Annotated in this window: 7 protein-coding genes; 1 reads left to right on the forward strand and 6 read right to left on the reverse strand. The window is 69.7% G+C overall.

Annotated elements, in window-relative coordinates:
- Nucleotides 1-7: 7 nt before the first annotated feature.
- The 3 genes from ACWGH1_RS04210 to ACWGH1_RS04220 form a co-directional block, all read right to left on the reverse strand.
- The gene (locus tag ACWGH1_RS04210; RefSeq protein ID WP_453353604.1) at nucleotides 8-4,447 is read right to left on the reverse strand and encodes a bifunctional glycosyltransferase/CDP-glycerol:glycerophosphate glycerophosphotransferase; all 4,440 of its coding nucleotides are present in this window, start codon (nucleotides 4,445-4,447) and stop codon (nucleotides 8-10) included.
- On the reverse strand, nucleotides 4,444-5,625 hold the full coding sequence (locus ACWGH1_RS04215) for a CDP-alcohol phosphatidyltransferase family protein (protein ID WP_453353603.1): 1,182 nt from the start codon (nucleotides 5,623-5,625) through the stop codon (nucleotides 4,444-4,446). Before ACWGH1_RS04215 ends, ACWGH1_RS04210 begins: the two co-directional genes overlap by 4 nt.
- A 222-nt stretch (nucleotides 5,626-5,847) precedes the next feature.
- A complete protein-coding gene (locus ACWGH1_RS04220; protein ID WP_453353602.1) occupies nucleotides 5,848-7,446 on the reverse strand; it encodes a hypothetical protein in 1,599 nt (532 codons plus the stop codon).
- A 172-nt stretch (nucleotides 7,447-7,618) separates the two neighbouring features.
- Here ACWGH1_RS04220 and ACWGH1_RS04225 point away from each other — a divergent pair, with 172 nt between their 5' ends.
- On the forward strand, nucleotides 7,619-8,689 hold the full coding sequence (locus ACWGH1_RS04225) for an LCP family protein (RefSeq protein ID WP_453353601.1): 1,071 nt from the start codon (nucleotides 7,619-7,621) through the stop codon (nucleotides 8,687-8,689).
- A gap of 49 nt (nucleotides 8,690-8,738) precedes the next feature.
- On the opposite strand, the gene ACWGH1_RS04230 is transcribed toward ACWGH1_RS04225, so the two are convergent.
- The 3 genes from ACWGH1_RS04230 to ACWGH1_RS04240 form a co-directional block, all read right to left on the reverse strand.
- Complete coding sequence (locus ACWGH1_RS04230) at nucleotides 8,739-10,235, reverse strand: amino acid permease (protein WP_453352094.1); 1,497 nt, start codon at nucleotides 10,233-10,235, stop codon at nucleotides 8,739-8,741.
- Between the two features lie 105 nt (nucleotides 10,236-10,340).
- Nucleotides 10,341-12,257, reverse strand: coding sequence for a 1-deoxy-D-xylulose-5-phosphate synthase (dxs, locus tag ACWGH1_RS04235; RefSeq protein WP_453352095.1), 1,917 nt, complete (start codon nucleotides 12,255-12,257; stop codon nucleotides 10,341-10,343).
- Between the two features lie 253 nt (nucleotides 12,258-12,510).
- Nucleotides 12,511-13,800: a sugar ABC transporter permease gene (locus tag ACWGH1_RS04240; protein WP_453408421.1), complete on the reverse strand. Its 1,290-nt coding sequence runs from the start codon at nucleotides 13,798-13,800 to the stop codon at nucleotides 12,511-12,513.
- Nucleotides 13,801-13,820: the final 20 nt, after the last annotated feature.

Below are 13,820 nucleotides of genomic sequence, written 5' to 3' on the forward strand. Positions count from 1 at the left end.
GTACCTCTCAGAACTCCCCGAAGCCGCGTGCTCCGAGGTACAGCTGCGCCCGCTGGTCACCCACGGCGTTCGCATCCATCGTTTCGATCACCTGGTAGGCGCGCTCGCAGTTCGAGGTGTCGCGCAGGACGAAGAACTCCTCGGCGCGCTGCCGGTACCGGGGCTCCACCTCGAAGTCCCGCTCGATGATCGCGATGATCTCGTCGACCGCGTGGTCGACGGTCCGGCAGGCCGGACCGAAGCCGTCGCGCGCCAGGTCGAAGTAGCCCCGCTTGTAGTGCTTGCTGTAGAAGGACTCGTCGTCGAAGTTCGTGTAGACGATGGGCTTGCCCATGTAGGCCACGTCGAAGAAGACGGACGAGTAGTCGGTGACCAGCATCGAGCACTCCCGCATCGCGAGCTGCACGTCCCGGCCGGTCGAGGACACGGTGATCGACGGATGGTCGATCTTGAAGTGGTTGAGGTAGGGCCGGATCTCGTAGTGCGGCATGAACTCCAGCTCGGCGCCGTAGTACTGGAGCGCCTTCAGCAGCCGCTCGTTGCGCAGCAGCGAGGAGAAGAACCGGTAGTACTCGGACGCGGGGAACGGTATCTCGGGCTTGGCCGCCTTGTTGTAGGACGGTGCCACGATGTCCCGGCGCCAGGTCGGCATGACCAGCACCCGTCGCAGCCCGGGCACCGGCTCCAGGGCGTCGAAGCGGGGCAGGCCGGTCGCCGCGACGCGCTGGTATCCGTAGCCGCAGTGCTCGGCGTAGTAGGACCGCTCGCTGCGCCCGGTGGTGAGCACCATGTCGACGTTGGTGGCCTGGCCGTGGATCGAGGCGACGACGTCGTTGTAGACGACGCCGTGCTGGAGGAACACCCGCTTGTAGCGCAGCAGGTCGCCGTACCCCCGCAGGAAGGCGCGCTTGTGCAGGCCCGGGAAGCCGAGGTAGGCCTCCAGGTCGTAGGCGTTGATCAGGCGTTCCGCGTGGAGCAGGTACGCGCGGTGCTTCCACGACAGCCGGTCGATGACCTGCCCGTAGCGGGCGACCTTGTCCCAGTCGGGGGAGTCTCCGTTGATGGAATAGTAGATCTTGCACTTGGGCCGGTTCTGCCGGATCCACTTGAACAGGTGGTAGCTGTTGTCCTGCGCGGTGTCCTCGCGCTCGCCGATGATCCAGATGCCCCGGCCGTGCAGGCAGGGGTAGGTGAGCCAGTACATGAGGCGGGTGCGCCAGCCGGGGTGGCCCGGGAGCGAGTTGCCCACTTCCCAGCGGAACCGGCGCAGCTTGTCCTTGTGCCGGGCCAGGAAGCCGCGCACCCAGCGGACGGTGACCTGCTCGTCCGCGTCGATCGACAGGACGAAGCGCTGCCGCCCCGAGGTGTGCACCCCCTTGAAGCGGTGCAGCATCTGCCGGGCCGCCACGTGGATGTCGTGGTGGCGGTCACCGTTGAGCACGCGGATGGCCAGGGTCAGCTCCGCGTTGCGCAGGGTGTCGAGCGCCGACGGGCGGGCCGTGGCGCGCCAGCCGGAGAGCCAGTCCTGGTTCTTGCGGGTACGCCAGCGATCGCGCCGGTAGACCTGCTCCACGGGGACGGTCACCTCACGCACCCCGTCGGACAGCACCAGCTGGACGCGGTTGGTGAAGGCGGTGTCGATGTCCACACCGGAGAAGACGAGGAGCCCTTCGAAATGCATCTCGTCGTCGTCCCAGACGAACGTCTCCAGGACGGCGGTGGCCCGCTGGATGCGCAGCAGCTTCGTCTGGACCGGGTCGCTCGCGAGCCTGCGGTACATGCCCTCTTCGTCGAGGAAGAGGGTGGGCAGGTAGTCGGGTCTGCCGAGCGGGTCGGCGAAGAGGTCGAGGTTGCCCGTGACGAGCGCATGGTGCTGGACCTTGGACTGGGGGTGCGTCGCGTACTGCAGGATCACGTCGTCGGGGATCTGGCCGTAGACGGATCTCAGCAGGGGGAGGACCGCGGCGAGCTCCGGTCTGCTCATGATCCGGTGCATGTTGCGGACGTAGGGCTGGGTCGTACGGACCACGAAGCGCTGGGCCAGGCGCACGACGCGGGCCGGGGCTCCGCGGACCGAGTCCAGGACGAAAGCGGCCAGGCGGACCCGGTCCACCGCCTTGACGGGGTCGTTCCAGGGGTGGTCGAAGAGCGAGTCCTGCTTCTGCTCCTCGCGTTCGAAGAAGCGCGCGTCCGGTGCGATGGTCACCGACTTCGCGTACAGCAGGGCCGGGACGGTGAACCAGTCGTCCTCGGGGCCGGGGCCCGGGCCGCAGCGGAAGCCGTGCTCACGGACGTGGGCGGTCTTGAAGAGCTTCCCGCCGAGCAGCGTGGAGAAGACGAGGTACGGTGCGTCCGCCAGTGTGCGGACGGGCTGCTTCGCACTGAAGTACCGCTGCCACGGCTCGTCCGCGCCGCGCCACGGGCCCGGGAAGTTGTCCGCCTGGCCCACGACCACGTCGGCGCCCCGGACCCGGCGGGCCGCCGTGAGCAGCCTGCCGACGGAGTCCTCGCCGAGGATGTCCCGGGCGCGCGCGAACATCACGTAGGGGGCCGCGACGTACCGCAGCCCGTGGTCGAAGGCGGTGCGCACGCCGAGGCGGTGCTGGGTGACGACGACGGCGTTGCGGTAGTAGGCGGCGAAGGCAGCCAGTTGCTGCGCGGTGCTGTCGCTCGACCCGTCGTCGACGAACACCACCTGGGTGCCGGGGAAGCTGCGCTGGGCGACGAGCGAGGAGAGGAACTCGCGCAGGTGGTACTCGTCGTTGTGGCACTGGACCACGAGCGCCGCCTCGTACCGCTCGGGCGGTGCCACGGGGCCGGCCGGGGCGGCGTCCTGCCACCACAGCCAGGGGGTGCCCCGCTCGGATGTGGTGACCTGCCGCCGCTCGGTCTCCGGGCGAAGGCCCAGGTTGCCGCTGACGGTCTCGTAGACCTCCAGGACTCCGGCCTTGCCGGGGTGGCGCAGGCCGGTGACGTCGAGGCCGCTGATGTTGAGGGCGGTGGAGGCGCGTTCGCCGTCGTGGCGGAGCTGGACGAAGAAGTTCCAGTGACCCGCCTGGTCGGCCTTGTCCACGGCGGAGGCGAGGTCCACGGTGCTGTGGTAGCGGATCCAGTCCGCGTCGATCTCGACGCCGGAGACGGGGAAGTGGTGGTCCGTCTTGGTGCTGCGGCGCCGCAGCACCGCGATGAGCTCGACCTTGTCGTCGGGGCGGACCCGGCCGAACTGGTTGCGTATCGCGCCAGAGATGTGCAGTTCGCCGTCCACCAGCTCGACCGACGTCGCCTCGTTGTACAGGCGGGCGTCGGCGAGCTTCTGGCCGGTCAGCTCCAGCTCGGTGACCTCGAGGAACCGCTCGGCGTCGGGGCGGCCGAGCAGCGACGCCGACCAGAACACCCGGCCGTCCCGTTCGACGATGTCGGAGCTGATGACGCTGCGGCGGCGCATGTAGTCGGACGCCGAGACGGCGATGTCGACCCGGCCGTGCATCAGGCCGAAGGCGCGCACCCGCTCCATGGGTCCGCACAGCTCGAAGGCGGCGGGTTCGAGCGTGCGCAGGTACGGGGCCACGGCGGCCAGGAAACCGTTGTGGTAGGCGCGGTCGCCGGTGCGCAGCTCGGGGGTGTAGAGCCGCAGGTCGTGCGAGAGGAACTTGGCGGCCTTGCGGGCCAGCAGGTCCGGGCGGCCGACGCTGTACAGGAAGCTGTCGGTGTACTGGTGCACCAGGATGCGGTCGCGGATGCTGCGCAGCTCGCCCCGGCGGTTGGTGATCGAGGGCTGGTCCGACTCCCGCTCCCACATCCACCGGTAGACGGGGGTGGCGAGGACGGTGAGGGACCGGGCGTGGAAGTTCGCGACGGTGGAGAAGTACGTGTCCTCGAAGAAGACGCCCTCGGGGAAGCGGATGCCGAAGCTGTCGAGGAAGTCCCGGCGGTACAGTTTGCCGGCCGCGATCGGGTCCTCGAAGAGCTCCGGCATGGCGTCGAGGCCCCCCACCGTCTGCTCGGCGGGGTACAGCTGCGGCTGCCAGACGGTGACCTCGTCGGTGGCGAGGTTGATGCGCACGACACGGCCGGCGGTGACCTCGGAGCCCGTCGTGAGGGCGGACGAGAGCAGCGTCTCGACGGCCTTGAGCGGAAGCTCGTCGTCCGCGTCGAGGAACATCACGAACTGGCCGGAGGCGGCTTCGATGCCGTTGTTGCGGGGGGCGCCGCAGCCGCCGCTGTTGTGCGGTCGCTCGATGACGCGGACCCGGCCGTCCTGGCCGGCGAACTGGCGGGCGACCCCGAGGGTGCTGTCGGTGGAGCAGTCGTCGACGACGAGCACCTCGATGCCGCGGTGCGTCTGGGCCAGGGCCGACTGGAGCGCACGGGCGAGCGTGGCGCTCGCGTTGAAGGCCGGGATGACGATGGTGACGCGGTACTGCGAAGTGTCGACCGGGAAACTCATCTGGGGTGGCGCTCCGGTTCGGCGTAGTCACGTCGCGCCGACGGCTGGGACGGGATCTTGTGCAGCTGCATCGTGTCGGTCACACCGCCTGTGTACTCGTCCGTGTAGGGCCGCGGGTACGGCTGGAAGCCGGGGTCCTCGTACGGCTCGGGCGCGGGGAACATCTGGTCGGCCCGCATCGTGCCCGCGTCGTCCTCGCCGCGGCGGCGGTGGCGTCCGGCGTGCAGGTGCGGGGCGATGGAGCCGGCGCGCGAGGGGGTGTTGCCGGGGTCGAGCCGCTCCATCGTGCGCGTGAAGTCGCGGGTGGAGAGCCAGAACTTGAACATGATGACGAGCTCGAAGGCGCCCATCAGCACGGCCGATACGGCGGTGGTCCACAGCACGTGGCCGATGACCGGGCCGACGATGAAGATGAACATCTGGAACTCGATGCCGCTGATGAGGTGCGGCCGGATGCGGCTCTGCACCAGGGCGTGGCGGACCCGTGCGTACCAGGGGAAGCGCTCGCGGAACTGCTGGTGCAGGTCGATGACCTCGGCGTGGTCGGCCTCGGCCTTCTCCCGCTTGAGGGCGTCGGCCTCACCCAGGGGGTTCTCCCGCAGCAGGTCTTCGATGAAGACGACCTTCCGCTCCTCCTCCTCGAGCCCCTGCTCCGCCTGGCGGGCGAGGGTGACCGCCTCGATCTTGTTGCGCATGGACATGCGCATCTTGTAGATCTGGAGGGCGTCCACGTAGCGGAGCATGTCGAGGAAGATCACGGCGAGGGCCGCGAGCAGGTAGATCTCCTCGTCGTGGATCAGGAACTGACCGCCCATCAGGGCCAGCGCGCAGAAGAGCACGCGGATGCGGTCGAAGACGTAGTCGAGCCAGCCGCCGAATATGGTGCCGTTGCCCTTGAGGCGGGCGAGCTTGCCGTCGATGCAGTCGAGGATGAAGCTGACGTGGTAGAGGCCGGCGCCGATGCACAGGGAGGGCCAGTCGCCCTGGAGGAAGAACCAGGCCGAGCCCAGGCCCACGTAGAGCGCGGCCCAGGTCACTCGGTTGGGCGTCACGAAGTTCCAACGGGCGAACCGACAGACGAGGCGGGTCGCTATCGGGTCGACCAGAAGGACCGTCCACCAGGCGTCCCGTTTTTTGCAGGTCAGCTTCTGGACGGCCTTCAGTGACAGCTTGGACATAACCCCTCAGTCGTCAACGGCGTCGAACCTGGCCTACAGGGGCGCCAACGCTCGAACCCACGAGCACGGGCGACAGCAGGCGCCGCCACCGTGACGCCGAACGTTCACCTATGTTTTAGGTAAAGGGCGCTGAGCGACCATAACAAGTCACATGTGACGCCAGCCAGAGCGCAAGATGACAACTACTGACACCAAACCCCGTGTGAACCACCAGAATGGCCCTTACTGGACGTCCCAGCGAGTGAACTCCAAGCCAGATGGTCCCAGTTGCTGCCGGGCCACACGCAGTCTTCCGTCCGTTCCGACTGTGGCGATCACCACACGACCCCGGCTGTCGAATGCGGCTGCGGGTGGAACCAAAGAGGGCTCTCCGGACTCCGCCCACCACACGCCCGTGTCCGGCCGCCCGTCCGGGTGTGCGCCGATGGCCGCCACTCCCCCGGCGCCGCCGCGTACGAGGACCGTGCAGCCCCACCCCTGGATGTCCGCGCCCGTCACCCCGCCGATCGGACCGACCCCATCCGGTCCGCCGAGGCCGATCGGCGCCTGCGCACCCGGCCACCAGATGCAGACCTCGTTGCTGCCGGCGTAACGGAAGCGGATCTGGCCGGCCTCGGGGGCCGCGCAGAGGCTCCCCGGGTACGGGCTCACGGGGATCCGGCGGTCCTCCGCCCACCCCGAGGCCGCGTCCCGCCGGTACCAGTGCACCGCGGCCTGGGCGTCGCGCGCCCTCGCCACCATGTGCACCCCGCCGTCGGCGGCCGGGAAAGCGGTCAGTTCGTCGGCGGTCCGCATGCCGCCGAGCGTCTCCCAGCCGCTCAGGACACCCTTGGGCGACTGCCTCCGCGCGCTGACGCTGTGCCCGAAATTGCGGACGAAAAGGTGGAGAACGCCGACGGCGTCGAAGGTGGCCGCCGGAAAGCCGACTTCGCGGGCCTTCTGCCAGCTCGCGGCATTGGGATTGCCGATCGAGGTCCAGGGTCCGACCGGACGGCCCGTCTGGTACTGGGTGGCACAGACCACCTCGACCGCGAAACCGCCCTCCCTGCGCTTGGTCCGGCTCAGCCCTATCAGGTGCGCGTAGCCCTCGGGCCCCCGCAGCACGGTCAGCCCGGGCATCAGTTCCGGGCCCTCGAGCAGCTCCGGGCCGCGCCACCCCGCCGCTTCGGTGGCCCCCTCGGTCCAGCGGACGACGCCGGCGGCCGTGGGCAGGTAGGCGGACAGCCGGCCGTCCGTGCCGGCCACCAGCCACCGGGTGGGCAGCGGATAGCGGGTACACGCCTCGGCAGGCAGGCCGGCCTCCGCGCCGGCCCTGCGGCAGTCGACGAAGACCGGGGTGCCGGCGGCCAGCTGGTAGCGGCGGGCGGCCCTGAGCGCACTGCGGGCCACCCGGCCGCGCGCCTCCGGCTCGTTGACGACCGGCAGCTTGCGCTCCCGGTCGATGTCGTCGTGAACGGGATCCGGATCGAGGGTCCGCACGCGCAGCGGCCCGATGTCGTGGAGGGCGTCGAGGATCTGGCCGGTGAGGTTGCCCGCCTCGGCATCGAGGAAGAACGGTTCCCCGGGGAAGACGCAGCCGCGCCGCCGCGCCTGGGTGACGGCCGCTTCCAACGCGCGGTACTCGGCGTCGCCGCCGCCGTCGAGGCAGATGACCTCGATCACGGAGCCGGCCGGTTCGGAACGGATGAGGGGAACGGCATCGGCGGGGCCGGCCACGACGATCGCCACCGGCGCCGCGCGGCCCGGCCGCGGATCGGTACCCGGCAGCGGTTCGCGGGACGTCCCACCGCGTCGCGCACGGCGTCTGGTTGCTCGGGCCACGGCTTCCTCTCCTCCTCCCTGGCGCCTCGCGGACTCCGGGATCTCCGCTTCACGACCGACCAGGAGGACGATAAGCGCTCTCCCATTCGACTCGGAAATCTGCTTATAGTGCAGCGGCATCCGGACGTCCGCCCCACTGACGCCCGCCCCAGGCCCCGAGGATTCGAGCAGTATGACCCAAGACACCGCCACCCGCAGGCGCCGCCGGACCGCGGACCGGGGGGCAGGCCCGCGCAAGCGCCGGGTGTTGCGGATCGTCCTGCTCGTGGTCGCCGTGCTGATCCTGGGCACCGCGGGCGCCGGCTGGTGGGCGTACAGCCACCTCAACGGCAACATCGACAGCGTGGACCTGGACCGGGCGATCGGTGACAACCGCCCGCCCAAGATGGTGGCGAACGCCCAGAACCTCCTGGTCCTGGGCTCCGATTCCCGGGCCGGGGCCAACGGCGAGCTCGATCACGGCGACGTCAGCGGAGCCCGCTCCGATACCGCCATGCTGGTGCACATACCCGAGGGCCGCTCCAGGGCCACCGCGGTCAGCATCCCCCGCGACACCCTGATCAGCCGGCCCGAGTGCAAGGACAAGGACGGCGCCACCGTGCCGGCCGCGAACCGGGTCATGTTCAACTCCGTCTACTCGGTGGCCGGCCCGGCCTGTGTGGTCAAGACCGTCGAGCAGCTCTCCGGGATCCGGGTGGACCACTTCGTCGAGGTCGACTTCGCCGGTTTCAAGGAGCTGGTCGACGCCCTCGGCGGGGTCACCGTCACCCTCGACAAGCCGATGAGCGGGGCCAAGGGCGGCCTCAAGCTCGACGCGGGCACCCACCGGCTGAACGGCACCGACTCGCTCAAGTTCGTCCGCACCCGCTACGGCTACGGCGACGGCAGCGACCTCGGACGCATAGGCCTCCAGCAGAAGTTCATGCTGGCCATGCTGGCCGAGATGAAGAAGCAGGACGCCCTCGGCAACCCGGCCCGGCTCTACAAGCTCGCCGACGCCGGGACCAAGTCGCTCACCACCGACTCCCAGCTCGCCTCGCTGACCGCGCTGGCCGACTTCGCGCAGAGCATGAAGGGCGTCGACCCGGAGACGATGGAGACCATCATGCTGCCGGTGGCCTACGACAAGGTCGACCCGAACCGGGTCATCGTCGCCCAGCCGCAGGCGACCCAGTTGTGGGACGCCCTGCGCGCCGACCAGAAGATCCCCGCTTCGGCGAAGGACTCCCCGGCCAAGGGCTGACCCGTCGGTGCGGCCGTCGGGCACGACGGCCGCACCGCAGTGGCGTCCGTCAGTACTCGGCGTCCGCTCCCACCTTGGCCAGCCGGCTGTTGTGGCGCCCGTAGAGGAAGTAGACGAAGAAGCCGATCACCATCCAGACGGCGAACCGCAGCCAGGTCTCGGCCGGCAGGTTGAGCATCAGCCAGAGCGACGCGGCGATCGACAGGATGGGCACCACCGGCACCCACGGAGTGCGGAAGGACCGGTGCAGGTCGGGGCGGGTGCGGCGCAGGACGATCACGCCGAGGGCCACGACCACGAAGGCGAACAGCGTGCCGATGTTGACCAGTTCCGCGAGCTTCTCCAGGCTCGTGAAGCCCGCGACGACGGCGATGATCACGCCGAGCGTGATGGTCGCGCGGTAGGGCGTGCGGTACTTCGGGTGCGTGACGGAGAAGAAGCGGGGCAGCAGTCCGTCACGGCTCATCGCGAAGAACACCCGGGTCTGGCCGAGCAGCAGGATCATGCACACGGTGATCAGGCCCACGGACGCCCCGAGGCTGATGGCGCCGGAGAAGAAGGGCTGGTTCACGGACTTGAAGGCTTCGGCGAGCGGGGCGGTGGCCGACATCTCCGTGTACTTCTGCATGCCGGTGACCACCAGCGTCACGGCGACGTAGAGCACCGTGCAGATGATCAGGGAGCCGATGATGCCGCGCGGCATGTCCCGCTGGGGGTTCTTGGTCTCCTCTGCCGCGGTGGCCACGACGTCGAAGCCGATGAAGGCGAAGAAGACGAGGGAGGCCGCGGTGAAGATGCCCATGACGCCGAAGTTGGTGGGGGCGTAGCCGAAGAGCAGCTGGACCAGCGGCGCCTTCCAGCCGCTCCCGGCGGGCTGTGCCACGGCCGGCGGGATGAACGGCTTGTAGTTGTCGGCCTTGATGAAGAACAGGCCGCCGATGATGACCAGCAGCACCACCGTGACCTTGATGGCGACGACGATCGCGGTGATCCGGGCCGACAGCTTCGTCCCCACCACGAGGATCGCGGTCAGCACCAGGACCAGCAGGAAGGCCAGCAGGTCGAAGGTCCCTCCGCCATCCGGCCCGGACAGCGCGGCCGGCATGTCCCAGCCGAGGTTGGTGCTCATCAGCTGGCGCAGGTACCCGGACCAGCCGACCGCCACGACGGCGGTGCCGAGCGCGAACTCCAGCACGAGGTCCCAGCCGATGATCCAGGCGGGCAGCTCGCCGATCGAGGCGTACGAGAAGGTGTACGCCGAACCGGCGACCGGAACGGTGGAGGCGAACTCCGCGTAGCAGAGCGCGGCGAGGGCGCAGACGATGCCCGCGGCGACGAAGGCCAGGGCGGTGGCGGGTCCGGCGTTGTTCCGCGCCGCGATGCCCGTGAGCACGAAGATGCCGGTGCCGATGATGACGCCCACCCCGAAGACCGTCAGGTCCAGGGCGGAGAGGGACTTCCGGAGCGCGTGTTCCGGCTCTTCCGTGTCCCGGATGGACTGCTCCACCGTCTTGGTCCGGAAGGGACTTTTCAGATCCTTGCTCACCGACGCACCTCCGGCTGGTGACGAGGCACACGAACGGGCCGGGAGGCCCACCCCTCCAAGGGTGATCTCCCGGCCCGTCGCGTGCAACCGCGCGCGTCCCGCCCGTCAGTCGACGGTCGCGGCGGGTTCGCTGTCGTAGCGGCCGTCCAGCTTGGCGACCAGACCCGTCACCTGGCGGGCGATGTCGGGCGCGGTGAGCCCGATCTCGGCCAGGATCTCCTTGCGCAGCGCGTGGTCCAGGAAGCGCTGCGGGATGCCGAAGTCACGCAGCGGTACGTCCACACCCGCGTCGCGCAGGGCCTGCGCGACGGCCGCGCCCACACCGCCGGTACGGCCGTTGTCCTCGACGGTGACGACCACCCGGTGCTGCTCCGCGAGCGGGGCCAGCGCCTCGTCGACGGGCTTGACCCAGCGCGGGTCGACGACGGTGGTGGAGATGCCCTGCTTGTCGAGCAGGTCGGCGACTTCCAGGCACATCGGGGCGAGCGCGCCCACCGAGACGAGCAGCACGTCCGGCCGGGTGACTTCCGGGGCCGGGGTGCGCAGTACGTCCATGCCGCCGATCCGGCCGACCGCGGGAACGGCCGGGCCCACGACGCCCTTGGAGTAGCGCACGACGGTCGGCGCGTCCTTGACCTCGACGGCCTCCCGGAGCTGGGCGCGCAGCTGCTCGGCGTCGCGCGGGGCGGCCAGCCGCAGGCCCGGGACGACTTGGAGGATGGACATGTCCCACATGCCGTTGTGGGAGGCGCCGTCGTCGCCGGTGACGCCGGCCCGGTCCAGGACGAAGGTGACCCCGCACTTGTGCAGGGCGACGTCCATCAGGACCTGGTCGAAGGCCCGGTTGAGGAAGGTCGCGTAGACCGCGAAGACGGGGTGGACGCCGCCGGTGGCGAGGCCGGCCGCGGAGGTCGCGGCGTGCTGCTCGGCGATGCCGACGTCGTAGATCCGGTCGGGGAAGGTATCCGCGAACTTCTTGAGGCCGACCGGGTGGAGCATGGCCGCGGTGATGGCGACGATGTCCCCGCGCTCGTGGCCGAGCTTGACCATCTCGTCGGCGAAGACGGAGGTCCAGCTGGCGGCGGCGGTCTTCACCGGCAGGCCGGTGTCCGGGTGGATCGGGCCGATGCCGTGGAAGCGGTCGGCCTCGTCCTGCTCCGCGTGCGTGTAGCCGCGGCCCTTCTGGGTGAGGCAGTGCACGATCACCGGGCCGCTGAACCGCTTGGCGCGCTGGAGGGCGGACTCCAGGGCCTCGATGTCGTGCCCGTCGATGGGGCCGATGTACTTCAGGCCCAGGTCCTCGAACATGCCCTGCGGGGCGATGAAGTCCTTGAGGCCCTTCTTGGCGCCGTGCAGGGTCTCGAAGAGCGGCTTGCCCACGACCGGGGTGCGCTCCAGGAGTTCCTTGCCGCGGGCCAGGAAGCGCTCGTAGCCGTCCGTGGTGCGCAGGGTGGCCAGGTGGTTGGCCAGGCCGCCGATCGTGGGGCCGTACGAGCGCTCGTTGTCGTTGACGACGATGACGAGCGGACGGTCCTTGGCGGCGGCGATGTTGTTGAGCGCCTCCCAGGCCATGCCGCCGGTCAGCGCGCCGTCACCGATGACGGCGGCGACGTGGTGGTCCTCGCGGCGGAGCACCTCGTTGGCCTTGGCCAGGCCGTCGGCCCAGCCCAGCACCGTGGAGGCGTGGGAGTTCTCGATCACGTCGTGGTCGGACTCGGCGCGCGAGGGATAGCCGGACAGGCCGCCCTTGGAGCGCAGGTTAGCGAAGTCCTGGCGGCCCGTGAGCAGCTTGTGGACGTAGGCCTGGTGGCCGGTGTCGAAGAGGACCTTGTCCCTGGGCGAGTCGAAGACCCGGTGCAAGGCGATCGTCAGTTCGACCACGCCGAGGTTGGGGCCGAGGTGCCCGCCGGTCTTGGAGACGGCGTCGACGAGGAAGGACCTGATCTCGTCGGCGAGCTGAGTGAGCTCCTCCTGGCTGAGCCGGTCCAGATCGCGCGGTCCCTTGATGCGGGTCAGCAGCACCCGTGCCTCCTTGCAGTTGCTTGCTGGTCTGTCGAGTCTAATGTTCCGCTCGCGACGAGCATCATCGGGCGGTACCGGGGCGGTCACGCCGTTGTCATACCTGTACACGTCCTCGCACCCTCACACATCCCAAACGGGCGCATACCCGCACAGGCGTACGCACACATGTACGCACACGTGCCCGGCGCCACACGAAGTGGCACCGGGCACTGTGACGGTTCTTACCGCCGGGTCTCGGCCTCCGGCCGCGCCGTCAGGCGCGGCCGGCGGTCTTCTGGGTCTTGCGGGTGACCGAGTCGATGACCACGGTGGCCAGCAGGACCGCGCCGGTGATCATGTACTGGATCGGCGTCGCGATGCCTTCCAGGGCCAGACCGTACTGGATGGAGGTGATGACCATGACGCCGAGGAGCGCGTTCCAGGTCCGGCCCCGGCCGCCGAAGAGGCTGGTGCCGCCGATGACGGCCGCCGCGATCACGTTCATCAGCAGGTCGCCGGCACCGGCGCTCTGGTTGGCCGCCGCGATCTTGGAGGCCCAGAAGAGCCCGCCGATGGCGGCGAAGGTGCCCGCGATGGAGAAGACCGCGATGCGGATGCCGGTGACGTTGATGCCCGCTCGCCGGGAGGCCTCGACGCTGCCGCCGAGCGCGAAGATGTTGCGGCCGAAGGAGGTACGGCGCAGAACGAAGTCCGTGCCGACCAGCACGACCAGGAAGAGCACCACCGCGAGCGGGAGGCCCTTGTACTGGTTGAACACCACGGCAGGGCCGAAGGTGAACACCGCGAGCACGGCCGTGCGCAGCACGATCTCGCCGAGCGGCCGGGACGGGACGCCCGCGGCCTGCCGGCGGCGGTTGTCGAAGAAGGAGGCCAGGAAGTAGGCCGCCACCGCGATCGCCGCGAGGCCGTAGGCAGCCGCCACGTCCGTGAAGTAGTACGTGGTGAGCTTCCCGACGACGCCGTCGGGGTCGAGGTTGATCGTGCCGTTGCTGCCGAGGATCTGCAGCATCGCGCCGGACCAGAACAGCAGGCCCGACAGGGTGACGGCGAAGGCCGGGGCGCCGATCCGGGCGAAGAAGAAGCCGTGGATGGCACCGATCAGCGCGCCGCCCGCGACGGCGACGAGGATCGCGAGCCACTCGTTCACCCCGTGGGTGACGGCGAGGACGGCGACGATCGCGCCCGAGACACCGCTGACCGAGCCGACCGAGAGGTCGATCTCGCCGAGCAGCAGCACGAAGATGATGCCGACGGCCATCATGCCGGTGGCGACCATCGTGATGGCGATGTTGGTGAGGTTCTCCGGGGAGAGGAAGTTCGCGTTCAACCCCTGGAAGATGCCCCAGATGATGATCAGGCCGAGGACCACCGGGATGGAGCCCAGGTCGCCGGCCTTCATCTTGCGGCCGAACTCGTTGAGGTAGCCGGAGAGGCCCTGCTCGCGCACGAGCAGGCGGGGGTCGACGGCCGGGATGGCGTCCGCCGCGGCGGCCGGGTTGACCGGATCGACGTGCTGCGCCTGGCCGGCGGGACCCTTGTCCAGCGGACCGGCGGGAGGGTTCT

Source organism: Streptomyces sp. NPDC054883 (assembly GCF_053610645.1).

Excerpts from the sequence above, each read along its gene's own strand:
- ACWGH1_RS04210 (WP_453353604.1), bottom strand. The coding sequence starts at position 4,447 with ATGAGTTTCCCGGTCGACACTTCGCAGTACCGCGTCACCATCGTCATC.
- ACWGH1_RS04215 (WP_453353603.1), bottom strand. The coding sequence starts at position 5,625 with ATGTCCAAGCTGTCACTGAAGGCCGTCCAGAAGCTGACCTGCAAAAAA.
- ACWGH1_RS04225 (WP_453353601.1), top strand. The coding sequence starts at position 7,619 with ATGACCCAAGACACCGCCACCCGCAGGCGCCGCCGGACCGCGGACCGG.